Genomic DNA, 21,373 nt, shown 5'->3' with positions numbered 1-21,373 from the left:
GAGGAGGAGCTCGCCGCCGTGCGGCCCGAGCTCGACGGCGAGCAGATCATGCGGCTCCTCGACGTGAGGCCGGGTCCGGTGGTGGGCGAGGCGTACCGCTACCTGCTCGAGGTGCGGCTCGACGAGGGACCCATCGGTCCGGATGCCGCCCGCGAGCGCCTGCTCGACTGGTGGGCGGCGCGCGACGCCTGACCCTGCCCCGCCTTTTGAGCCCGTCAGTCGTCGACGGGCGCGAACTCGGTGATCAGGCAGCGGTACTCGGGTGCGCCGCCGTTCGAGCGGAGCTCCCACTCGGCGATGCGGCCCGCGACGAATCCGGATGCCGCGGCGAGCCGCTCGAGCGCCTCGGACGACCCGAACGGCGCGTGCGCCTCGGCCGGCGAGTGCCCGGGTTCGGGTGCCGGGCCGTGCCACGAGGGGCTGTCGTCGGCGAAGGTCGCCAGCACGAGGCATCCGCCGGGTCGAAGGACCCGCCGCCACTTCCGCAGCGCCGCGGCCGCATCGGGCAGGAGATGCACCATCGTGACGCACGTGACGAGATCGATCGACGCGTCGGGGAGGTCGAGGGTCGTGGCATCCGCGACCTCGAATCTCGCGCTCGGAAGAGCTGCGCGCGCGACCGCGAGCATGCCGGGCGACAGGTCGACGCCCGTGAGGCTCCACGGGCCGGCCGGCAACGACCGGAGCACCAGGCCGGTACCGGTGCCCACGTCCAGGATGTCGCGCACCCCGCCGAGTCGCACGAAGTCCGCGACCGCCTGGGCGAGCCCGCGATGCATCGCCGACCCGTCGTAGTCGGGGGCCCGTCGGTCGAAGCGTTCGGCGAGCTCTGCTGCGGTCTCCACGGGGCCAGCGTGGCGCGCCATCGCGCGGCGGTCAAGGCCCGAAGGCCGCCGCCCGGTTCGCGGAGAATGTGAGGAATCCGCTAGACTGTCAAGGTTGCCCGTGCGCCGCGATTGCGCGGCCTCCTCGGAGCGACGTATGCACAACCCTCCTGCTGCAGAAATACTGCAGCCGTTTGAGTCCGAAGGAGGTGGGTTAGTCATGCACCAGTACGAGCTGATGGTCATCCTCGATCCCGAGATCGACGAGCGCACCGTTGCTCCCAGCCTTGACAAGTTCCTCAACGTCATCCGAAACGATGGCGGCACTGTCGACAAGGTCGACATCTGGGGACGTCGTCGCCTGGCCTACGAGATCAACAAGAAGAACGAGGGCATCTACGCCGTCGTCGACTTCACCGCCGAGTCCAAGACCACCAATGAGCTCGACCGCCAGCTGAACCTCAGCGAGGCCGTCATGCGCACCAAGGTGCTCCGCGCCGAAGAGGCCATCGCCCAGGTCGCCGCTCACGCGAAGGCCCAGGAGGAGAAGGCTGCCAAGAAGGCCGCCGCTTCCGCCAAGGCCGGCGCGAAGGCTGCTGCCGCCGCGAAGGCCCCCGCCTCGAAGGACGCCTAGTCCTCATGGCCGGCGAGACCATCATCACCGTGGTGGGCAACCTCACTGCCGATCCCGAGCTGCGCTACACGCAGAACGGCCTCGCGGTTGCCAACTTCACCATCGCGTCCACTCCTCGCACGTTCGACCGTCAGGCGAACGACTGGAAGGACGGTGAAGCGCTGTTCCTGCGCGCGAGCTGCTGGCGTGAATTCGCCGAGCACGTCGCCGGTTCACTCACCAAGGGTTCCCGGGTCATCGCTTCCGGGCGTCTCAAGCAGCGTTCCTACGAGACCAAGGAAGGCGAGAAGCGCACCAGCATCGAGCTGGAGGTCGACGAGATCGGCCCCTCGCTCCGGTACGCGACCGCCTCGGTCACGCGTGCGCAGTCGAGCCGCGGTGCGGTCGGCGGTGCGGGCGGCTCCTTCGGGGGCGGCCAGTCCGACGACGCGTKGGCGCCCAGCGCTCCCGCAGCCCAGTCGGGCGGCGGCGGCGACGTCTGGAACACGCCGGGCACGAGCTACGGCGACGAGACCCCCTTCTAATATTCAGCGGGCCGGTCCACGCATCGAGCACGACCGACCCGCATCCACAAGACAGGAAAACCAATGGCTGGAAAGAGCAGCGGCGACCGCCGCAAGCCGAGCCGCGGGAAGGGCGCGAAGAACGCCGCCCCGGCGAAGTCGATCAAGGTCGGCGTCATCGACTACAAGGACGTTGCGACCCTTCGCAAGTTCATCTCGGAGCGCGGGAAGATCCGTGCCCGTCGCATCACCGGTGTCTCCGTGCAGGAGCAGCGCCTCATCGCCCGTGCCGTGAAGAACGCACGTGAGATGGCGCTCCTCCCCTACTCGGGCTCCGGCCGCTAAGGAGCACGACAATGGCAAAGGTAATTCTCACGCACGAGGTCACCGGCCTCGGCACCGCCGGCGACGTGGTCGAGGTCAAGAACGGCTACGCGCGCAACTACCTGGTTCCCCAGGGCTTCGCGACCCCGTGGACCCGTGGCGGCGAAAAGCAGGTCGAGCAGATCAAGGCCGCCCGCACGGCTCGCGAGCTGCACTCCCTCGAGGACGCGCMGGCCCTCAAGGCCAAGCTCGAGTCGACCAAGGTGAAGCTGACGGTCAAGGCCGGCAACGGCGGCCGGCTCTTCGGCTCGGTCAAGACGGCAGATGTCGCGGCTGCGGTGCAGGCCGCCGGCCTCGGCGAGGTCGACAAGCGCAAGATCGAGATCTCGACGCCGATCAAGTCGATCGGCGAGCACGAGGCGACGGTTCGCCTCCGCGACGAGCTCTCCGCCACGATCACCCTCCAGGTGGTTGCCGCGAAGTAGTTCGCATCGGCACGCAGACGGCGGCTCGGGCTTCGGCTCGGGCCGCCGTTCTCGTCCGGCGGCGCATCACGTGGCCGCCATGGTCGGGCCGCCGGAGCATGCGTTCCGAGCGTCGTCCGACGCCCGACCGTCCCCCTCGACGACCGAGTTCCCCCAAGTACTGCCCGCACCGGTCTACCACTCCGGAGCACTCGCCCGCAAGCTGAGCTTCGGAGTTTCCTGAGATGGTTGTGCACAGGTGTGCATGCGGCATCCGTGGACTTCTGAAGAAGTTTTCCCCCACAGGTGTGGAAACAGGGAATGCCTGATAGATCCAGAATTCAACCCGTGTAATTCACAAGAATTCCACAGTTCTCCACAGGCTGGGTGCACAGCTTCCGTGGCGTTTCGCCCAGATTGTCCCCAGACTTATCCACAGGCCGGGTTGTGCTGTGGGCGGGGCTTCCATATCGTGAAGCAGCGTCCGAATCAGCGGGTGTTACCCGGCCCGCGATCACAATGTCGGCTCCTCCCATCACACTGAGGAGTGGGCGCTTCGCACGCCCGAAGACCACTGGGAGGTCATGAGTTGTCGATCGCGCACATCGGACTCGCCGAGCCGCACGACGACGGTGACCGCCGGGGTGAACGCACACCGCCGCACGACCTCCTGGCCGAGCAGAGCGCCCTCGGCGGCATGATGCTCTCGAAGGACGCGGTGGCCGACGTCATCGAGACCGTGCGCGGCGTCGACTTCTACGTGCCGAAGCACGAGGTCGTCTTCAACGCCATCCTCACGCTCTACTCGCACGGCGAACCGACCGACGTGATCGCCGTCACCGACGAGCTCACGAAGACGGGCGAACTGCAGCGCGCCGGCGGCGTCGAGTACCTGCACACGCTCACCAGCCTCGTGCCCACCGCCGCCAACGCGGGGTACTACGCCTCCATCGTCGCCGAGCGCGCACTCCTGCGACGGCTGGTGGAGGCGGGCACCCGCATCGTGCAGATGGGCTACGCCGGCGAGGGCGAGGTCACCGAGCTCGTCAACCACGCGCAGGCCGAGATCTACGGCGTCACCGGCTCCACCGAGAGCGAAGACTACGTGCCGCTCACCGAGGCCGTCACCGCGGCCATCGACGAGATCGAGGCCGCCAAGCACACCGACGGCAAGTTCACCGGGGTGCCCACCGGCTTCGCCGACCTCGACGACCTGACCAACGGCTTCCATCCCGGGCAGATGATCATCGTCGCGGCGCGTCCCGCGATGGGAAAGTCCACGCTGGCGCTCGACTTCGCGCGCGCCGCCTCCATCGGCCACGACCTGCCGTCGATCTTCTTCTCGCTCGAGATGGGCAAGAGCGAGATCGCGATGCGCCTGCTCTCGGCCGAGGCATCCGTGCCCCTGCAGATGATGCGCAAGGGCACCGTCGACTCCCGCGACTGGACGACCATCGCGGCGACCCGTGGCCGCATCAACGACGCGCCGCTCTACATCGACGACTCGCCCAACATGACCCTCGTCGAGATCCGGGCGAAGTGCCGACGACTGAAGCAGCGCGTGGGCCTGAAGATGGTCATCATCGACTACCTGCAGCTCATGACGAGCGGCAAGCGCGTCGAGAGCCGTCAGCAGGAGGTGTCGGAGTTCTCGCGTGCGCTGAAGCTGCTCGCCAAGGAGCTGCAGGTGCCGGTGCTGGCGCTCTCGCAGTTGAACCGTGGCCCCGAGCAGCGCGCCGACAAGATGCCGGCGCTCTCCGACCTGCGAGAGTCGGGCTCGATCGAGCAGGACGCCGACATGGTGATCCTGCTGCACCGCGAGTCGGCCTACGAGCGGGACAGTCCCCGCGCGGGCGAGGCAGACCTGATCGTGGCGAAGCACCGAAACGGTCCCACCCGCACGATCACCGTGGCGTTCCACGGACACTTCTCGCGGTTCACCGACATGGTGCAGGTGTAGCGGGTCGGTCGCCTATCGCTGGTTCGCGGTCTCGAGGAACTGGGTGAGTTGGTCGCGGGTGGCGTCGAGTCGACGGGCCTTCTCGTCCATCTCGTCGCGGATCTCGCTGACACGCTGCATCAGGGCGCTGCACTCCCCGGCGATGGGGCCGGCTTCTCCGGTGCAGGGGAGCACGCGGGAGACGAGTTCTGAGGGGAAGCCGAGTTCGAAGAGGGTGCGGATCGTTGTGACGGTCTGGATTGCGGTGTCACCGAACTCGCGGTATCCGTTCGACTGCCGTTCGGACTGCAGCAGACCGGTCTGTTCGTAGTAGCGGATCGCGCGGGGACTCGCCCCGGTCTGGCGACTGAGCTCTCCGATTCTCATAACGCCGCACCTTCCGACTTGACCTTGACGTTAGCGTCACACTTTACCGTCGTTCCTGTCCGGGCACTGTCCCGCACGGAAAGGATGAGAGATGAGGATCTTCCTCACAGGCGGCACCGGGTACTTGGGCTCGGTTGTTCTGGAGCGACTACTCGCCGCAGGGCACGAGGTCGACGCGCTCGCGCGTACCGCCGCGGGTGCACAACGGCTGACCGATGCAGGCGCCAACGCCGTGCGCGGTTCGCTCGACGACACCGACGTGCTTCGCGCTGCTGCCACGTCGGCGGATGCGGTGGTGCATGCGGCATTCGACGGGAGCGCGTCCGAGGCGGCGGCCGCGGCGGAGCTCGCCGCGGTCACCGCCCTTGTCGCAGGTGCGGGTGCGTCTGGAATCGACAAGCCGGTGCTGTACACGAGCACGGGGCTGGTCTACGGGATCGATCCCGGGCAGCCTCGCGACGAAGACGCACGCCTGCCGGAGCGCAGCGCGCAGCCCGTCAAAAGCCAGGCCGAGCGTGTCGTGCTGAGCACTGCGGGCATCACCCCGATCGTGATCCGGGCCGCGCTCGTGCACGGACGCGCAGGTTCGGGCCTCGTGACCGGCCTGATCGGCGCCGCCGCAACGACGGGTGCGGCCGCGTACGTCGATGACGGCGCCCAGCCCTGGGATGCGATCCACGTCGACGATCTCGCCAACCTGTACGTCGCCGCCCTCGAGCGGCCGACCCCCGGCGTGTTCAACGCGAAAGGGGAGCATCGATTCACGATGCGGGAACTCGCTGAAGCGATCAGCGCGATCACCGGCGCCCAGACGGTCTCCCTTCCCCGCGAGAGCGCGACAGACGTGCTCGGCCCTCTCGCGCTCATCCTCGGCGCTCCCGGCACCCTCGCCGGTGACAAGGCGAGGAAGACGTTCGATTGGGCACCGGCCGGCGGGTCGATCCTCGACGACATTCGGACCGGGAGCTACCACGAGTCCGGCGCTGCGACCGTGAACGTGGGGGCGTGATGTCCAAACCGGAACCGTTCCACCCGGACGTCCGCGCTGCACGCTGGTTCCCCCGCGCTGGCGTCTCGCGCCGCACCCTGCGCCTGTTTCGCAAGCCACCCCGTCCACGTGCATCCACCGCCGATGTCGACGTGTCGACCCTGCCCATCCCGACCACAGGCGGCGAGCTCGCCTACCGGGTCTACCGGCCGCGTGCCGCTGGCGGGAGCGGTCCAGCGTTCTTCTGGATCCATGGCGGCGGGCTCGTGATGGGTTCCCCGCAGCAAGACGACCGCTTCCTCATCGGACTCGCACAGCGTCTCGGCATCGTCGTGTTCGCCGCCTCCTACCGGCTCGCCCCCGAGCACCCCGCCCCGGCAGCCCTTGAGGACCTCTCCGACGGGTGGCACGAGATCCGTGGCCGCGCCGCCGAATGGGGTATCGACCCTGACCGGATCGCGATCGGCGGAGGCAGCGCGGGCGGCGGCCTCGCCGTAGCCCTCACCCAACGACTCCACGATGAGGGCACGGCGGAGCCCGTCTTCCAACTGCTCCTGTACCCGATGCTCGACGACCGCACCGTGCTCCGCACCGATATCGACACCCGACACGTCCGCATCTGGCCGCCCTCCAGCAACCGCTTCGGCTGGGAGTCCTACCTCGGCGCACCCGCCGGCAGCCCGAACGTGCCACGGTACGCCGTACCCGCACGACGCGACGATCTCGCCGGCCTGCCGCCCTCCTGGATCGGCGTCGGAACACTCGACCTCTTCCACGACGAAGACCTCGCCTACGCGAAACGCCTCCGCAACGCAGGCGTGACCACCGAAGTCTTCGAGATCCCGGGAGTCTTCCACGGATTCGACGCAGTCTTCCGCAACGCCCGCGTAACCAGCCAGTTCCATTCGGCAGCCGCCGAAGCGCTCCGGAAGGCCCTCGAACCCTAGGCGATCAGGTCGTTGGCAGCGCGACAGTGGAGACCCGCGGGACTGATCACACCGGGTCGACCCTCCAGCGCATCAGCACGTTCCCCGACTCCTGCCACGCACGGGTCTCCAGGAGCTTCAGCGCGACCGGCGGCCGCGAATCGAAGAGGGAGACGCCACCGCCGCCGATCAGTGGGAAGGTCACGATCTGCAACTCGTCGACCAGCCCGGCCCGCATCAGGTCGTTCCAGAGGATCCGCCCGAGCAGGATCAGGATGCCGCGCCTATCCGCCTGCTTGAGCGTCGCGACCTCGGCGCGCGCGTCGGCCACTGCGACGATCCGCGTGCGCTCGTACGGCTCGAGGTCGGCCGCGGTGATGGTATCGGACACGATGACCTTCTCTACCTGGTCGAACAGCTCCGCAAACCGTCGGCGGATGGCGGTGGCGTGGGGGTCGTGGCGGACGCCGGCCCAGTACTCGAGGTTCCCGAGCGACGATCGGCGCCCCGAGAGCAGGAGCGTGTCCGCGTCGGCGAGCAGGCTCGTGGTGTGGTGATCGAACGTGTCGGCCCCGTGGTAGTCGGGGTGCTGGTGCTCGAAGAACGAGACGATGTCGTGGTCGTCGTCCTCGTACCGTCCGTCGACGGTGACGAAGTTGCAGACGGTCAGCGTACGCATGAGGGCAACGCTAGCGCCGGGTCATCACCGGGTGCGACCCAGGTTCCTCGCGCTCGATCAGACGGTGTCAGTCATCCCGCCCGTCGCCTGCGCCGCGTCGGTGAACGCGCGGACGATCGGGGCGGTGCGACCACGCCGACGGATCAGCGCCCACTGCACCGGCGCGGCGTCGCCGAAGGGGATGTACTCGACGCCCGGCCACGGGAAGTAGCGCCGTCCCTCGTCGGGGACGGGACAGACGACGTGGCCGGAGGCCACGAGGGCGAGGAGTTCCGGGTACGTCGAGACCCGCCCCGCGCGTGGGATCGGCCGCCCCGAAGGAGTGGAGAAGGGGACGACGCCCGACAACCAGTCGGCTGACCCAGCGATGGCCGGAACCGCGAATTCGGCGAGCTCCTCCAAGTCGACGGAGGAACGACCCGCGAGTGGTCCGCGCGAGGAGACGATGAGGTTGAGCGGCTCCTCGCGCAGCACGCAGGCCACGGCCAGGTCGGGTTCGTCGACGGGCAGCCACGCGGTCACGAGATCCACCTCGCCCCGGCGGAGCAGCTCGAACGGGTCGGTGAAGAACACCTCGCGGAAGCGGACCTCGGCGAACGGATGCGACGCTCGGAACGCGTCGAGCACGGGCGCGAGGTCGTGCACCTGTGCGCCCATGGCGCCGATCGTGACGGTGCCCACCGATTGACGGGCGAGTGCCGTGGCCGCAGCGACGGAGTGCCGGATGCCGTCGAAAGCCGGCCGTAGGCCCTCGAGCAGGACCTCCCCAACCTGAGTGAGCTCGACACGCCGGCTCGTGCGGGTGAACAGCGGCGCGCCGATGGCGGTCTCCTGGACGCGGATGGCATGACTGACACGCGACACCGAGACGTGCAGGCGCTCGGCGGTGCGACCGAAATGCAGTTCGTCGGCGAGCGTGAGGAAGATCTCGATCTCGCGAAGCTCCATCGCCCTCCCTCCATCGTGAACCCAGAGGTCAACGAGCGTACCGCGATCGCTCGTTGATCCGCGTCTCGACGCCGATCAGGCTGGACGTGGCCGCCGATCGGTATTCAGTGTTGCTATCTACCGGTACTTGTGCTTACTATGTACCGGTAGTCAGCAACACCGAGTAGTTGAAGGAGGGGTTCATGGGCAAGCAGTCGACCGAGATGCTGAAGGGCACGCTCGAAGGCATCGTCCTCGCGATCCTGGCCGTCCGCCCGGCGTACGGGTATGAGATCACCGCGCGCCTGCGCGACGAGGGCTTCACCGACATCGTCGAAGGCACCGTGTACGCGCTCCTGGTCAGGATCGAGCAGCGCGGCCTCGTGGACGTCGAGAAGGTCCCGTCCGAGAAGGGGCCGCCGCGCAAGGTGTACTCGCTCAACGCACAGGGCGGCGAGTACCTCGACGAGTTCTGGAGGACGTGGAGCTTCCTCGCCGAACGGATCGAACAGCTCCACCACCGCATCGAATCAGTCACGGAAGAAGGAGAGTAGTCATGGCCGCGAAGTGGTACGAGATGATCACCGGATCGCTCGACGACAAGAAGGCGTACCGCCAGTACAAGGCCCGCATCGCGGCCCTGCCCGAGCCCTACGGCACCGCCGCGAAGGCCTTCGAGCGGTACTTCATGTACAACGGCGGCATCACCGACGGCGACTCCGCCGTGATGATCACGATGCTGAACGACTCCGCCGATCTGTGGGAGCGGGCCGCCGTCGACGGGACGCCGGTCGAGGACATCGTCGGCGACGACCCGGTCGAGTTCGCGGAGGCATTCGCCTCGGCCTACGCCGGCAAGCGCTGGATCGACAAGGAGCGCAGCCGCCTCACCGAAACCATCCAGAACCTCGAAGGAAAGGAAGAGCGATGACGACCGAGACAGCGATTCGGGTACAGGGCATCGAGAAGTCGTTCAAGGACCTGCACGTGCTGCGAGGCGTCGACTTCGACGTGAAGGCGGGCAGCATCTTCGCGCTGCTCGGCTCGAACGGCGCAGGGAAGACCACCCTCGTGCGGATCCTGTCGACGCTGCTCCAGGCCGACGCCGGCACAGCCACGGTCCACGGCTTCGACGTGGCAGCCACGCCCGGGGACGTCCGCGAGTCGATCAGCCTGACCGGCCAGTTCGCGGCGGTCGATGAAGTGCTGACCGGCCGGGAGAACCTGGTGCTGGTCGCGAAGCTCCGTCACCTGAAGAACCCAGGGGCGATCGCCGACGACCTGCTGGCCCGGTTCTCCCTCACGGATGCCGGTGGCCGGCGCGCGGGGACGTACTCGGGTGGCATGCGACGCCGCCTCGACATCGCGATGAGCCTGATCGGCAACCCGCCGATCATCTTCCTCGACGAGCCGACCACCGGCCTCGACCCGCAGGCGCGCATCGAGGTGTGGCAGACGGTGAAGGAGCTCGCGAACGGCGGCACGACCGTGCTGCTCACGACCCAGTACCTCGACGAGGCCGAGCAGCTGGCGGATCGCATCGCGATCCTGCACAAGGGCACGATCATCCAGAACGGGACCCTGGCCGAGCTCAAGCAGCTCCTGCCCGCCACGACCGTCGAGTACGTCGAGAAGCAGCCCACCCTCGAGGAAGTCTTCCTCGCCCTCGTCGGCGACACCGGCGAGACCGAAACCGCACACACCGACCGTGCCGACGGCACGGTTCCGGCAGGAAAGGAACCCCGATGACCACGCACGTCCTCGGCGACACCCGGGTCCTCACCGGCCGGTCGCTGACCCACATCCTCCGCAGCCCCGACACGATCATCACCACCGCGGTCACGCCGATCGCGCTGATGCTCCTGTTCGTGTACGTGCTCGGCGGGGCGATCAACACCGGGTCCGATGAGTCGTACATCGACTACATGCTCCCCGGCATCCTGCTGATCACGATCGCGTCGGGCGTCGCGTACACCTCGTACCGGCTGTTCCTCGACCTGCAGGGCGGCATCTTCGAGCGGTTCCAGTCCATGCCGATCGCCCGGTCGAGCGTGCTCTGGGCGCACGTGCTCACGTCACTGGTCGCGAACCTCATCTCGATCGCGATCGTGATCGGCGTCGCCCTGATCATGGGCTTCCGCACCGGGGCATCCGTGGGCGCCTGGCTCGCGGTCGCCGGCATCATGGTGCTGTTCACCCTCGCCCTGACCTGGCTCGCCGTGGTCGCGGGGCTCTCCGCGAAGACCGTCGACGGGGCGAGCGCGTTCAGCTACCCGCTGATCTTCCTGCCCTTCATCAGCTCGGCGTTCGTGCCGACCGAGTCGWTGCCGGGGCCGGTGGCCTGGTTCGCCGAGAACCAGCCCGTGACCTCGATCGTCGACACGACGCGTGCGCTGTTCGCCGGCCAGCCCGTCGGCAGCGACATCTGGGTCGCGCTCGCCTGGCTCGTCGGCATCCTGGTCATCGCCTACATCTGGGCGGTCTCGATCTACCGCCGCAAGTTCAGCTGAGCCGCGATCGATCGTGAACGTCGCGACCGAGTGACGGATGCCGCCCGCCTCCCCCTGGGGATGCGGGCGGCATTCGTCGTGGTGAACGAGGACTAGAACCCGCCGACCGTGGGCACCCAGTCGGGGTTGCGGTCGTCGACATGGAACCGGGCGTAGTAGTCGCCGTGCTCCTCGAAGTACCGCTCGTACTTGTCCATCTTCTCGGGGTCGAGCTCCACCCCGAGCCCCGCGCCGGTCGGAACGGCGATCGATCCGTCGCGATACTCCATGAGGCCGCCGGCGATGATGTCGTCGGTGAGGTAGTGGTAGTGCGCGTCTCCTGCGGTGATCATCTCGGGAATGGTGCTCGCCGTGTGCAGCATGGCGGCCAGCTCGATGCCGAACTCGGTGCCCGAGTGCATGGCGACGCCGAGTCCGAAGGTGCGGCAGACAGCCGTGAGGTCCTTCACGCCGCGCGGTCCCTCCCAGTAGTGCAGGTCCGTCAGCACGACGTCGACGGCCCCCAGGCGAATCGCAGGGCCGAGGTCGTCGAACCTCGCCGGGTACATGTTCGTCGCGATGGGGATGCGCACCTGTTCGCGGACCGCGGCGTTGCCGACGAGACCCCAGGCGGGATCCTCGAAGTACTCCGGCGCAACGGCCTCGAGCCGGCGCCCGATCCGCACCGCGGTCGGGACCGACCACACCCCGTTCGGATCGATGCGGAGGCCGAACCCGTCGCCGAGCCGGTCGCGGCACAGCTCCAGGACCCGGGCTTCCTCCTCGGGGCGCTCGACGCCGGCCTTCATCTTCATGGCGTTGACGCCGAGGCGTTCGTGCAGCGCCTCGCATTCGTCGGCCAGGTCCTCGGCCGTGGTGTCGTCACCGCCGCCCGGCCGGTCGTAGCGCCAGAACAGGTAGGCGATGAAGGGGATCTCGGCGCGCACCGACCCGCCGAGCAGGTCGCTGAGCGGCCGCCCGGCGGCCTTGCCCTGGATGTCGAGACAGGCCATCTCGATGGCGGCGTAGAGCCGCGCGTTCGAGAGGTAGTAGATGGAGCGGAGGACCTTGAGCTTGATCACCTCGAGGTGGAACGGATCCAGCCCGAGGATGCGCGGCTTCAGCTTGAGCAGGGCACCGCGCTGGTCGCCGCCGCCCACCTCGCCGAGCCCGACCAGGCCTTCGTCGGTGATGAGCTCGAGGATCGTGCGGATGAAGTACCCGGGGTGCACGCCGCTGCTGTGCCGCAGCTTCGCGTCGGTCGGGATGGCGACGGTACGCACGCGCAGGTCGACGATCTTCATGCTGTTCCTCCGTCGCCGAGCATACTTGTTTTGTCAGTTGCAACGCTAGTAGCATCAAGTGCAACGCTTCGGACCTCCGCGGCCGCGATGATCGAGGATGCTCATGCCGAACCCCTATGCCTATCCGCTTCCGGTGCCCGAGCTCATCGCGCGCTTCCGCGACAGCTACTCGGGCGCGGTGTACGACGTGCTGGACGAACTGGGGTTCCCGAACCAGGCGCTCGCGCCCGACATCAAGCCGGTCGACCCCGAGTGGACGCTCGCCGGGCCGGCCTTCACCATGAAGGGCATCCCCGAACCGACCGGCGACCCCGACCTGCGGGCGCGCCGCATCCACATGTTCGAGGCGATGAAGGCCACGGGCGTGCCGATCATCGACGTGCGCGATTGCAGCTTCGACACCCAGGTCGCGCACTACGGCGAGATGAACGCCACGGTCGGATCTGCGTGCGGAGTCATCGGAGCCGTCGTGGACGGCGGATCCCGGGACACCCGCTTCCTCCTCGAGCGCGGCTTCCCCCTGTTCTGCCGGTACCTCTCTCCGGTGGAGGCGGTCAAGCGGTGGAGCTACTACGACTGGCAGAACACCGTGTCGTTGCGTGGGGCACTGACCACGACGGTCTCGGTCTCACCCGGCGACTTCCTCGTCGGCGACCTCGACGGGGTGGTGGTCGTGCCGCGCGAGCTCGTCGTCGAGGTGCTGCAGCGCACCGAGGAGCTCATCGCCCACGAGGACGTGGTGCGGGCCGAGTTCCTCGTGAGCGACGACCCGGTCGGGGTCTACCGGCGTCACGGCCGGCTCTAGCCGGACGGCGCCGCCTCCGCTCTAGGCTGGCGTCGATCGCGCCGAGCGCACCGTGGCCGAGCGCACCGTGGAGGGAGCCCAGATGGATGCCGCGTCGAAGCCGCCTGTCGACGGCCGTACCGCGCTCGTCACCGGGTCGACGAGCGGCATCGGCGCCGCGATCGCCGACGCGCTCGAGCGAGCCGGGGCGCGGGTCATCCGTCACGGACTGGAACCCGTCGGCCACGCCGGTCGGCCGTCGCTCGCCGAGGACCTCGCCATCGTCGGGGCCGGTGCGCGGCTCGCGAGCGCGGCGCGCGACGTCGGGCCGGTGGACATCCTCGTGCACTCCGCGTCGGTGCAGATCCGGGAACCGTGGCACTCGATCACCGCCGAGCAGATGGAACGGCAGCTGCGGGTGAACCTCGTCGCATTCCTCGAACTGGTGCAGGGCATCGCGCCCGACATGGCCGAGCGCCGCTGGGGTCGCATCCTGGCCATCGGCAGCGTGCAGCAGGCGCGACCCCATCCCGACATGGCGGCGTACGCGGCCTCGAAGGCCGCGCAGGCGAACCTCGTGTCGAACCTCGCCAAGCAGTTGGCGCCGCGGGGCGTGACCGTCAACAGCCTGTCGCCGGGCGTGATCGACACCCCTCGCAACCGCGACGCGCTCGCATCCGACGAGTACCACCGCCGGGTCGTCGGCCAGATCCCGCTCGGGCGCATCGGGACGCCGGCCGACTGCGTGCCGCTCGCGCTCCTGCTCTGCTCCGACGACGGCGGGTACATCACCGGCCGCGACCTCGCGGTCGACGGCGGCTACCTGCTCTAGCGGCGCGACCGCCCGCGAGGGGGGCGGCGGTCAGTGCCCGAGGGACTCGCTGACCGCGGCCGCGGCCGCGATGACCTCGTGACCGAGGCGGTCGATGTCGGGCTCGACGCGGTAGGTCGGCCCGGAGAGCGTGATGGCCGCGATGGGCTCGCCGGCCGCGTCGACGATCGCCGCCGCCAGGCGGGTGACGTCGTCATGGCGGTCGACGGCCGCCCAGCCCCTCGCCACGGCCATCTCGACATCGGAACGGATGAGGGCGAGGTCGAACTCGTCGCCGGCAGCCGCCGCTTCATCGTGCAGCGAGGTGAGCAGGATCTCGCGTTCGGCTGGTTCGAGGGCTGCGAGGATGGCCCGCCCCATGGCGGTGCGATGCAGCGGGAGCCGGGAACCGACCGCGGATCGCACGCGGATCGACCGGTCGGGCTGCTCCTGAGCGATGAAGACCACGAAGCTGCCCTCGCGGATGGCGAGGTGCACCGTCTCGTGCGTGACGTCGCGGAGCGCTGCGAGGAACGGCCTGGCACGGCTGCTGAGGTCCTCCTGACGCGAACCGTACTCGCGAGCGAGCCAAAGGCACCGACTGCCGAGGACGAAGCGCCGGTCGCCGGCCCGCTGCTGCACGTACCCCATCTGCCGCAGGGTCGAGAGCAGTCGGGAGACGGTGCCCTTGTCGAGGCCCGCCGCCGATGCGATCTCGGTGACGCCGATGCCGCCGCCCGCTTCGGCCACGATCTCGAGGATCGAGAGGCCGCGCACGAGCGTTCGTGAGGTGGCCGCGACCGCCGGCGGTTCTGCGAGCGTCACCACGCTCTCCCTTCGTCGATGAATGGGAATGCAACCGAGACTACTCGGCCCGGTCTCTTGACTTTGCGGGCGTCACGACTCATCCTTGATTCATTCTACACAACGTTGTTTTAGCGAATGCAACGTATGGATGGCCGGCTCGACGATGAGAGACAAAGGGGTCATGGCGATTCTCATGGACTCGACAGTGGATCCGGGAGTGCCGGATCCACGATCGCAGGTCTCCGGGCATCGGTCCACGCGGCCCGCCGCAGACCGGCCCCCGCGTCGCGGCCACCTGCGTCGCGTCGACGCGGCATACGGATACGCCTTCATCGCCCCCGCCGTCCTCGGATTCCTGGTGTTCGTCGCCCTGCCGATCGCCGGGGTCTTCCTCTTCAGCTTCCAGGACTACAACAGCCTGTCCGGCCGCTCGACCTACGTCGGCATGGAGAACTACGAGCGGCTGCTCACGAGCGACGTGTTCGGCACCGTGCTCCGCAACACGGCGGTGTTCTCCGCCTTCGTGATCCCGGCCAACCTCGTCATCGGGCTCCTGATGGCCGTGCTCGTCAACCAGCGGATTCGCGCGATCTCCATCTTCCGCACCGCCTACTTCGTGCCGGTCGTCATCTCCCTCGTCGCATGGTCGCTCGTCTGGGACGTGATGCTCCAGGACTCCGGCGGCATCAACGGATGGCTCGCGATGATCGGCATCGAAGGCCCGAACTGGCTCGCCGACCCCGACTGGGCGATGACGTCGATCATCTTCGTCCAGGTGCTCAAGGGAGTCGGCGTGAGCATGGTGCTGTTCCTCGCGGCGCTCCAGGAGGTGCCCGGTGAACTGCTCGAAGCCGCGAAGATCGACGGCGCGGGCCCGTGGCAGTCGTTCCGCAGCGTCGTCGTGCCCCTGATCACGCCGACGATCATGATGGTCGCGATCCTCGCCACCATCAACTCGCTGAAGGCCTTCGCGCAGGTGTTCCTGCTCACGGAGGGTGGTCCGGGGCTGTCGACGAACATCCTCGGCTACTTCATCTACGAGCAGGCGTTCAAGGCGTTCCAAGTGGGCTTCGCGAGCACCGCCGCGGTGTTCCTCTTCCTCATCGTGCTGGTGCTGACACTGTTGCAGTGGTGGTCGCGGAAGCGATGGGTCTTCAATGAGTCCTGAACTGACCACGGCCGCGGTCGTCGCACCGCCGGGCACGCAGGCCCCTCGCCGCGTCCCACGAGCGGGTGGGGTCGGTGGACGGGGACGCCTCGGCACCATCGGCATGTACCTCCTGCTCGTGCTCGTCGCCGTGCCGTTCGTGTTCCCCGTCTTCTGGATGTTCTCGACGGGGCTCAAGACCTACGGCGACGTGTTCGAGAGCCCGCCAGTGCTCTGGCCCGAGGACCCGCGATGGGGCAACTACCTCGTGCCCTTCACCACGGGACCGTTCCTGCAGCAGTTCCTCAACAGCATCTACATCGCATCGGTGACGACGATCGGCGTGCTCGCCGTCGCCTCACTGGCCGGATACGCGTTCGCCCGCATCGAGTTCCGCGGACGGTCGGTGCTCTTCGTCATGCTGCTGAGCGCGCTGCTGATCCCGCCGGAGGTGACGATCATCCCGCTCTTCCGCATCGTCTCGGCGTTCGGCTGGATCGACACCCACCTCGCGCTCATCGTGCCGGCGATCTTCGGCGTGCCCGCCGTCCTCGGCGTCTTCCTGATGCGCCAGTTCTTCCTCGCCCTGCCGATCGAGCTCGAACAGGCCGGTCGCGTCGACGGACTCGGCCGCTTCGGCCTGTTCACGCGCGTCGCCCTCCCGCTCGCCAAGGCTCCGCTCGCCGCCCTCGCGATCCTGACGTTCCTGAACAGCTGGAACGACTTCCTCGAACCGCTCGTCTTCCTCCGCACCCGGGAACTCTGGACGGTGCCGATCGCGCTGCAGTCGTTCACGGATCCGATCACCGGCATCCCGATCTGGAACATCCAGATGGCGGCCACCACCCTGAGCGTCCTGCCGGTGCTCGCGGTGTTCTTCGTCGCGCAGCGCCAGTTCGTCCAGGGCATCGCCGGCACCGGCATCAAGTGACCCCGTCCTCGCGGACGCAGAGGCGCCCGCACCCTCGATGAAGAGAGAGGCACCACCCATGAGAAGCACACAGCGAGCGGGCATCGCCGCGGCATCCGCCGCAGCACTGTTGCTCGTCGGCTGCTCGCCGAGCGCCGGCACCCCCACACCGACGGAAGTCGAGTACGACGAGCCCGTCGACCTCACCATGACGGTCTGGACGGCCGACGAGAAGATCATCGGGCAGTTCCAGGCGCTCGCCGACGAGTTCCGCGAGGACAACCCCGAGCTCGGCGAGCTCACGATCGAGACCATCCCGTTCGCGGAATACAACTCGCAGCTCGCCATCCGGCTCAGCGGCGGCGAGGCGCCCGACCTCGGCTGGATCGTCGAGTCCGCGACGCCGGCCTGGGTCGACTCGGGCGCGCTCGCCGACGTCAGCTCGCTCGAGGACGATGAGGACTGGGCGTACGACGACATCATCCCCAACCTTCTCAGCGCGCTGGAGGGCGAGGACGGAGAACTCTACGGTTACCCGTTCGCCGGCACGACGCATCCGATCATCTACAACAAGACCGCCTTCGAGACCGCCGGACTCGAGACGCCCAACGAGTTGCTCGCCAAGGGCGAGTGGACGTGGGATGCGCTGCGCGAGCAGGCGAAGGCGCTGGTCGACGCCGGGGTTGTGACCTACGGGTTCGACATCCCGCAGTGGGGGTACACGAGCTATGCGCTGTTCACGCCGTTCCTGAAGGGATTCGGTGGCGAGGCCTACCCCGACGGGACGTCCTGCGGGTACGCGGACGACGCGTCGGTCGACGCCTTCCAGTTCGTGCACGACATGGTGTTCGAGGACGGCTCGTACCCGGCTCCTGGCTCGGCGTCGAGCTTCCCGACCGGCGACACCGGCATGTACCTCGGCGCGCCGAGCACGCTCGCGCAGCTCGCCGACTCCACCTTCGAGTACGACATGGCGCCGCAGCCCGAGGGTGACGTCGACTACAGCCCGTTCATCGGCCAGGCCTCGATGGTCGTCTTCGCCGACGGACAGGCTCCCGAGCTGGCGACGCGACTCTTCGCTCACCTGACGAGCGAGGAGGGGTCGGCGGCGCTGCCCTATGTCGCGCCCCGGTCGTCGCTCCAGACCGAGCAGTTCGTCTCGGGCCTGTATCCGCAGGTGCCGCCGGAGTCGGCGAAGGCGTCGCTGCTCGACACGCTCGACTCGGCACAGCAGGTCGACTATCCGGTGTCCTTCCCCGAGTTGGAGACGGCGACCAAGCCGGTGTTCGACGGGCTGTGGCAGCCGGATGCCGATGTCGAGGCGGTGCTCGAGGACGTGTGCGCGGTCGCGGACCCCATCCTGGAATCGCAGTGATCGCCGGCGCGGGAGTCGAATGGGACTTCCGCGCCGGCCTCGGCGGCCTGTCGGATCGGACAGGACTTGGGCTCACCCTCTCCGGCCCGCATCCGCCCCGCTGGGAACCAGATCCGGTGGTCGGCGGGGCGATGGTGTTCGACGGCGTGCGCGACCACCTCCGGATCGAGTCATCGCGATCCGGTCCGCTCGACGCGGCGCGCTTCGGAGACGAGGTGTCGGTCTTCGCGCTGGTCCGACGAGACACCACCTCGACCGGTTTCGTGGCGGGCATGTGGCAGGAGGACGATCGCGATCCGCGCCGCCAGTACGGCCTGTTCCTCAGCCTGCCGACGTACGGCGGCGCGCAGCAGGTCATCGGACACGTCTCGAACGACGGCCGGCCGAGCCCGGGCCTCCCCTACAGCCGCGACTACTCCGCGAGTGCCCGCATGGTGGCGCCCGGCACGTGGCGGGTGGTCGGCTTCACGTACGACGGATGCCACGCCGTCTCGTTCCTCGACGGCACCGCCGACCGCCGGCCGGCCTTCACCGAGGTGGGGCCTCCGCTCGGTGCCGGACTGGTCTATGCGAAGAACCCGTACCCCTTCGGCCACGGGCTGAACCGCAGCGCGCGCGCCGAGTTCACGGTGGGCGCCGTGCGACTGACCACGGGGATGGGCAATCATCTCGCCGGAGCGATCGCGCGATTGGCCGTCTGGCCAAGGGCGCTCCCACCCGCGGAGATCGTCGCGCTCGCCGCATCGTGGACCCCGCCCGCTCGACCGCTCGTCGACCTCGACCTGTTCAGGCCGGCGGCCGTGCCCGCGACCCAGGGCGGTGCAGGGTCCGGCGGCGTCGGTGTCGGCGGCGCGTGGCCGCTCGGCACCCTCGGGTGGACGGACCTCGCGACCGCGGCCCGGCGGCCGTCACCCGTGATGAACCTGCGCGGCCTCGTGATGCCGGCATCGACGTGGCCGCGCCTGGTCGCGTTCGACTCGATCGACGGTGTCGCCGGTCACGACGTCACCCGCTTCGACGTCGAGGTGCGCCGGGGTCGCGGCCTTCGGCTGGCGGTGCGCATCCGCGACGAGTGGTTCGCGTCGACGCCGCTTCGCGTCGGCGGCAACCGCATCGTGCGGGCGGGCGGCTGGACGCGGCTGCGGTCGTCCGGCCACGCGGCATCCGTCTGGCGGCCTTCGAGACGGATGCCGCTCCCGCCCGGTGCCATCGGCGGCATCGGGATCCTCCGACCCGCGGCATCCGACATCGCCGTCGTGCGTCGCCTCACCATCTGGCGGTAGGGCGCGGGCGCCGTCGTACGCCTGTCAAGCCCTTCACCACGCGAGCGCTCGCCCCTATGGTTGCGACGACCCTCAGCCGATGACCCGATCGTGCCGCCGACCCGAATGCAGGGCACGCTCGATGGCTCTGCCCGAGAGCCCGGTCGCCGGTGTCGCCGCCCCCAGAGGAAGTCCCGACCGCAGCGTGGCATGTGTCGGGTGGAGATCTCATGCATCCAGTTCGCACCGATGAACGCCCGTTCCCGTCGATACCGCGAATGATGGCGCGCACGCCGCTGCCGGTTTACGCGTCCGTCGTCCTGCCCGTCGCGGTGCTGCTGGCCGCGGTGGCGTTGCAGCCGTGGCTTCCGCCGAGCGACCTGATGCGCGACAGCCAGGTGATCGCTGCGCGGCATCATGCCGTGAGCCCCGCCTATGGACTGGTGTCCAACCTCGGCATCGTCGTGCTGGCGCTCTCGAGTGGCGCGGCGGTGACGGCCCGGCTGGTCCTGCGCGAGGCCCGCGCACCCTGGCCCCGGCTGCTGCTGTGGATGGCCGTCGTGAGCCTCGTGCTCGTCCTCGACGACCTCCTCCTGCTGCACGAGGCCGCGACGTTCGCGTCGTGGATCGGTGCGGTGGTTGCGGCCGCGTACGGATTCGCCTTCCTCCGCTTCGTCGTGGAATTCCGTACCCTGATCGTCCCCGACCTCGAGGTCGGGCTCCTCGCGCTCGCGGTCGGATCGTTCGGGGTCTCGGCAGCGACCGACCTCCTCGTGGCGGCGACGCAGGCCTCCGTGCTCGTCGAGGACGGCGCCAAGCTGCTCGGACTCGTCGCCTGGTCGGCGTTCGTGCTGCGGACCGCCCTCGCCGCGTTCCGGCATTCCGGTGCGAGCACCGGCGCTGCTCCGGCGTCTCCACGGATGACCGTCGCCGACACGGCCGCCGGCGCAACGATCGTGCGCGACTCTTCCGCACAGGTGAAGAACCGCTGATCTTTCGGCCCTGACACGGGCGAATCATGGCTCGGATGCCGCGGCGGCAGGTACGCTCGCCACACGTGCAGCAGTGCCGCCGCATCGAGTTCCTCCATGCGGGCGGCGCCGCTGCACTCCCGTGTGAGAGGAGCGACCGTGAGGGTCGGCATCGCGAGAGAGCGACGAACTGGCGAGCGGCGCGTGGCCGCCACGCCCGAGACCGTGAAGCAGTTGGCCGGCCTCGGGCTCGAGGTGCTCATCGAGCACGGTGCGGGCGAGGCATCCGGTCACTCGGATGCCTCCTACGAGCAGGCCGGGGCCACGGTGGTCGACCCCCTGGGCCTCGGCGACCTCGACGTGCTGCTGCACGTGCGCCCGCTCGAACCTGAGACGCCGGGGCGCCTGCGCCGGGGCGCGGTGACGATCGGGCTCGGCTCGCCCTCGACCGAGCTGGCCACGGTGCGCGCCCTGCGGGATGCGGGCGTGACGGCGTTCGCCCTCGAGCTGGTGCCGCGCATCTCCCGCGCCCAGTCGATGGATGCCCTGACGAGCCAGGCGCTGGTCGCCGGCTACCGGTGCGTGCTCGAGGCGGCGATGCGCCTGCCGAGGTTCTTCCCGCTCTACATGACCGCGGCCGGCACGATCCCGCCGGCGAAGGTGCTCGTGCTCGGCGCGGGCGTGGCGGGCCTGCAGGCGATCGGCACGGCGAAGCGCCTCGGCGCCCGCGTGTCCGCGAACGACGTGCGAGCGGCATCCGCAGACGAGGTGAAGTCGCTGGGCGGCACGTTCATCCACCTCGACCTCGACGCGGCCGATGCCGGCGGTGGGTACGMGAAGGAGCTGGGCGCCGATCGCGCGGCGCGGCAGCGCCAGCTGCTCGCCCCGCACGTCGCCGACTCCGACGTGCTCATCACG

At 68.9% G+C, this 21,373-nt stretch carries 25 protein-coding genes and 1 pseudogene; 20 read left to right on the top strand and 6 right to left on the bottom strand.

What is annotated here, in order from left to right:
- Positions 1-192 (top strand): annotated as a pseudogene (locus AC1DY2_RS02540) (CCA tRNA nucleotidyltransferase); the annotation flags it as partial.
- Positions 193-215: 23 nt separating this feature from the next.
- On the opposite strand, the gene AC1DY2_RS02535 reads toward AC1DY2_RS02540, so the two are convergent.
- Positions 216-845, bottom strand: a complete 630-nt coding sequence (locus tag AC1DY2_RS02535) for a class I SAM-dependent methyltransferase (protein WP_476760976.1) — start codon at positions 843-845, stop codon at positions 216-218.
- Between the two features lie 199 nt (positions 846-1,044).
- Here AC1DY2_RS02535 and rpsF point away from each other — a divergent pair, with 199 nt between their 5' ends.
- From rpsF to dnaB, 5 genes are all read left to right on the top strand, one after another.
- Entirely contained in the window at positions 1,045-1,458 is a 414-nt protein-coding gene (rpsF, locus tag AC1DY2_RS02530) for a 30S ribosomal protein S6 (RefSeq protein ID WP_159601047.1), read from the top strand.
- Between the two features lie 5 nt (positions 1,459-1,463).
- Positions 1,464-1,982: a single-stranded DNA-binding protein gene (locus tag AC1DY2_RS02525; protein WP_476760975.1), complete on the top strand. Its 519-nt coding sequence runs from the start codon at positions 1,464-1,466 to the stop codon at positions 1,980-1,982.
- 63 nt (positions 1,983-2,045) lie between these two features.
- Entirely contained in the window at positions 2,046-2,306 is a 261-nt protein-coding gene (gene rpsR / locus AC1DY2_RS02520) for a 30S ribosomal protein S18 (RefSeq protein WP_056727560.1), read from the top strand.
- An 11-nt stretch (positions 2,307-2,317) separates the two neighbouring features.
- Positions 2,318-2,770, top strand: a complete 453-nt coding sequence (gene rplI / locus AC1DY2_RS02515) for a 50S ribosomal protein L9 (protein ID WP_476760974.1) — start codon at positions 2,318-2,320, stop codon at positions 2,768-2,770.
- A 568-nt stretch (positions 2,771-3,338) separates the two neighbouring features.
- Positions 3,339-4,709, top strand: coding sequence for a replicative DNA helicase (dnaB, locus tag AC1DY2_RS02510; RefSeq protein ID WP_309977856.1), 1,371 nt, complete (start codon positions 3,339-3,341; stop codon positions 4,707-4,709).
- 12 nt (positions 4,710-4,721) lie between these two features.
- On the opposite strand, the gene AC1DY2_RS02505 is transcribed toward dnaB, so the two are convergent.
- On the bottom strand, positions 4,722-5,075 hold the full coding sequence (locus tag AC1DY2_RS02505; protein WP_476760973.1) for a MerR family transcriptional regulator: 354 nt from the start codon (positions 5,073-5,075) through the stop codon (positions 4,722-4,724).
- Positions 5,076-5,166: 91 nt separating this feature from the next.
- Here AC1DY2_RS02505 and AC1DY2_RS02500 point away from each other — a divergent pair, with 91 nt between their 5' ends.
- Positions 5,167-6,084 carry an NAD-dependent epimerase/dehydratase family protein gene (locus AC1DY2_RS02500; protein WP_476760972.1) on the top strand — a complete coding sequence of 306 codons (918 nt, stop codon included), beginning with the start codon at positions 5,167-5,169 and terminating at the stop codon, positions 6,082-6,084.
- A 131-nt stretch (positions 6,085-6,215) separates the two neighbouring features.
- Positions 6,216-7,010, top strand: coding sequence for an alpha/beta hydrolase (locus AC1DY2_RS02495; protein WP_476760971.1), 795 nt, complete (start codon positions 6,216-6,218; stop codon positions 7,008-7,010).
- A 46-nt stretch (positions 7,011-7,056) separates the two neighbouring features.
- Here AC1DY2_RS02495 and AC1DY2_RS02490 read toward each other — a convergent pair whose 3' ends face one another.
- Positions 7,057-7,668 carry a dihydrofolate reductase family protein gene (locus tag AC1DY2_RS02490; protein ID WP_476760970.1) on the bottom strand — a complete coding sequence of 204 codons (612 nt, stop codon included), beginning with the start codon at positions 7,666-7,668 and terminating at the stop codon, positions 7,057-7,059.
- Between the two features lie 57 nt (positions 7,669-7,725).
- Complete coding sequence (locus tag AC1DY2_RS02485; RefSeq protein WP_476760969.1) at positions 7,726-8,616, bottom strand: LysR family transcriptional regulator; 891 nt, start codon at positions 8,614-8,616, stop codon at positions 7,726-7,728.
- 182 nt (positions 8,617-8,798) lie between these two features.
- Here AC1DY2_RS02485 and AC1DY2_RS02480 point away from each other — a divergent pair, with 182 nt between their 5' ends.
- Genes AC1DY2_RS02480 through AC1DY2_RS02465 form a run of 4 tightly spaced genes read left to right on the top strand, consistent with a single transcriptional unit; the run spans position 8,799 to position 11,105 of the window.
- The gene (locus AC1DY2_RS02480; protein ID WP_476760968.1) at positions 8,799-9,149 is read left to right on the top strand and encodes a PadR family transcriptional regulator; all 351 of its coding nucleotides are present in this window, start codon (positions 8,799-8,801) and stop codon (positions 9,147-9,149) included.
- A gap of 2 nt (positions 9,150-9,151) precedes the next feature.
- Complete coding sequence (locus tag AC1DY2_RS02475; RefSeq protein ID WP_476760967.1) at positions 9,152-9,526, top strand: DUF1048 domain-containing protein; 375 nt, start codon at positions 9,152-9,154, stop codon at positions 9,524-9,526.
- Entirely contained in the window at positions 9,523-10,344 is an 822-nt protein-coding gene (locus AC1DY2_RS02470) for an ABC transporter ATP-binding protein (RefSeq protein ID WP_476760966.1), read from the top strand. Before AC1DY2_RS02475 ends, AC1DY2_RS02470 begins: the two co-directional genes overlap by 4 nt.
- Entirely contained in the window at positions 10,341-11,105 is a 765-nt protein-coding gene (locus tag AC1DY2_RS02465) for an ABC transporter permease (RefSeq protein WP_476760965.1), read from the top strand. Before AC1DY2_RS02470 ends, AC1DY2_RS02465 begins: the two co-directional genes overlap by 4 nt.
- Before the next feature lie 92 nt (positions 11,106-11,197).
- Here AC1DY2_RS02465 and AC1DY2_RS02460 read toward each other — a convergent pair whose 3' ends face one another.
- On the bottom strand, positions 11,198-12,388 hold the full coding sequence (locus tag AC1DY2_RS02460) for an enolase C-terminal domain-like protein (protein ID WP_476760964.1): 1,191 nt from the start codon (positions 12,386-12,388) through the stop codon (positions 11,198-11,200).
- A 103-nt stretch (positions 12,389-12,491) separates the two neighbouring features.
- Between AC1DY2_RS02460 and AC1DY2_RS02455 the strand changes: the two genes are divergently transcribed.
- Both AC1DY2_RS02455 and AC1DY2_RS02450 read left to right on the top strand, forming a co-directional pair.
- A complete protein-coding gene (locus AC1DY2_RS02455) occupies positions 12,492-13,193 on the top strand; it encodes an RraA family protein (RefSeq protein WP_476760963.1) in 702 nt (233 codons plus the stop codon).
- A gap of 52 nt (positions 13,194-13,245) precedes the next feature.
- Positions 13,246-14,004 carry an SDR family NAD(P)-dependent oxidoreductase gene (locus AC1DY2_RS02450; RefSeq protein WP_476760962.1) on the top strand — a complete coding sequence of 253 codons (759 nt, stop codon included), beginning with the start codon at positions 13,246-13,248 and terminating at the stop codon, positions 14,002-14,004.
- A 30-nt stretch (positions 14,005-14,034) separates the two neighbouring features.
- On the opposite strand, the gene AC1DY2_RS02445 is transcribed toward AC1DY2_RS02450, so the two are convergent.
- Entirely contained in the window at positions 14,035-14,808 is a 774-nt protein-coding gene (locus tag AC1DY2_RS02445) for an IclR family transcriptional regulator (protein WP_476760961.1), read from the bottom strand.
- A gap of 199 nt (positions 14,809-15,007) precedes the next feature.
- On the opposite strand from AC1DY2_RS02445, the gene AC1DY2_RS02440 reads away from it, so the two are divergent.
- From AC1DY2_RS02440 to AC1DY2_RS02415, 6 genes are all read left to right on the top strand, one after another.
- Positions 15,008-15,958, top strand: a complete 951-nt coding sequence (locus AC1DY2_RS02440; protein WP_476760960.1) for a carbohydrate ABC transporter permease — start codon at positions 15,008-15,010, stop codon at positions 15,956-15,958.
- Positions 15,948-16,868, top strand: coding sequence for a carbohydrate ABC transporter permease (locus AC1DY2_RS02435; RefSeq protein ID WP_476760959.1), 921 nt, complete (start codon positions 15,948-15,950; stop codon positions 16,866-16,868). The genes AC1DY2_RS02440 and AC1DY2_RS02435 overlap by 11 nt, the downstream gene beginning before the upstream one ends.
- 58 nt (positions 16,869-16,926) lie before the next feature.
- A complete protein-coding gene (locus AC1DY2_RS02430; protein WP_476760958.1) occupies positions 16,927-18,222 on the top strand; it encodes an ABC transporter substrate-binding protein in 1,296 nt (431 codons plus the stop codon).
- Entirely contained in the window at positions 18,219-19,505 is a 1,287-nt protein-coding gene (locus tag AC1DY2_RS02425; protein ID WP_476760957.1) for a hypothetical protein, read from the top strand. The genes AC1DY2_RS02430 and AC1DY2_RS02425 overlap by 4 nt, the downstream gene beginning before the upstream one ends.
- A gap of 260 nt (positions 19,506-19,765) precedes the next feature.
- A complete protein-coding gene (locus AC1DY2_RS02420; protein ID WP_476760956.1) occupies positions 19,766-20,476 on the top strand; it encodes a hypothetical protein in 711 nt (236 codons plus the stop codon).
- A gap of 138 nt (positions 20,477-20,614) precedes the next feature.
- On the top strand, positions 20,615-21,373 hold a 759-nt coding region (locus AC1DY2_RS02415; RefSeq protein WP_476760955.1), incomplete at its 3' end, for a Rossmann-fold NAD(P)-binding domain-containing protein.

It is taken from the genome of Agromyces sp. P1_H4, from assembly GCF_056405255.1.
Note: the sequence above shows the minus strand (reverse complement) of the source record. Positions and strands in the feature narration are given on the sequence as shown.

Excerpts from the sequence above, each read along its gene's own strand:
- AC1DY2_RS02485 (WP_476760969.1), bottom strand. The coding sequence starts at position 8,616 with ATGGAGCTTCGCGAGATCGAGATCTTCCTCACGCTCGCCGACGAACTG.
- rpsR (WP_056727560.1), top strand. The coding sequence starts at position 2,046 with ATGGCTGGAAAGAGCAGCGGCGACCGCCGCAAGCCGAGCCGCGGGAAG.
- AC1DY2_RS02470 (WP_476760966.1), top strand. The coding sequence starts at position 9,523 with ATGACGACCGAGACAGCGATTCGGGTACAGGGCATCGAGAAGTCGTTC.
- AC1DY2_RS02460 (WP_476760964.1), bottom strand. The coding sequence starts at position 12,388 with ATGAAGATCGTCGACCTGCGCGTGCGTACCGTCGCCATCCCGACCGAC.
- AC1DY2_RS02455 (WP_476760963.1), top strand. The coding sequence starts at position 12,492 with ATGCCGAACCCCTATGCCTATCCGCTTCCGGTGCCCGAGCTCATCGCG.
- AC1DY2_RS02475 (WP_476760967.1), top strand. The coding sequence starts at position 9,152 with ATGGCCGCGAAGTGGTACGAGATGATCACCGGATCGCTCGACGACAAG.
- rpsF (WP_159601047.1), top strand. The coding sequence starts at position 1,045 with ATGCACCAGTACGAGCTGATGGTCATCCTCGATCCCGAGATCGACGAG.
- AC1DY2_RS02480 (WP_476760968.1), top strand. The coding sequence starts at position 8,799 with ATGGGCAAGCAGTCGACCGAGATGCTGAAGGGCACGCTCGAAGGCATC.
- AC1DY2_RS02490 (WP_476760970.1), bottom strand. The coding sequence starts at position 7,668 with ATGCGTACGCTGACCGTCTGCAACTTCGTCACCGTCGACGGACGGTAC.
- AC1DY2_RS02500 (WP_476760972.1), top strand. The coding sequence starts at position 5,167 with ATGAGGATCTTCCTCACAGGCGGCACCGGGTACTTGGGCTCGGTTGTT.
- AC1DY2_RS02505 (WP_476760973.1), bottom strand. The coding sequence starts at position 5,075 with ATGAGAATCGGAGAGCTCAGTCGCCAGACCGGGGCGAGTCCCCGCGCG.
- AC1DY2_RS02435 (WP_476760959.1), top strand. The coding sequence starts at position 15,948 with ATGAGTCCTGAACTGACCACGGCCGCGGTCGTCGCACCGCCGGGCACG.
- AC1DY2_RS02430 (WP_476760958.1), top strand. The coding sequence starts at position 16,927 with ATGAGAAGCACACAGCGAGCGGGCATCGCCGCGGCATCCGCCGCAGCA.
- AC1DY2_RS02420 (WP_476760956.1), top strand. The coding sequence starts at position 19,766 with ATGGCGCGCACGCCGCTGCCGGTTTACGCGTCCGTCGTCCTGCCCGTC.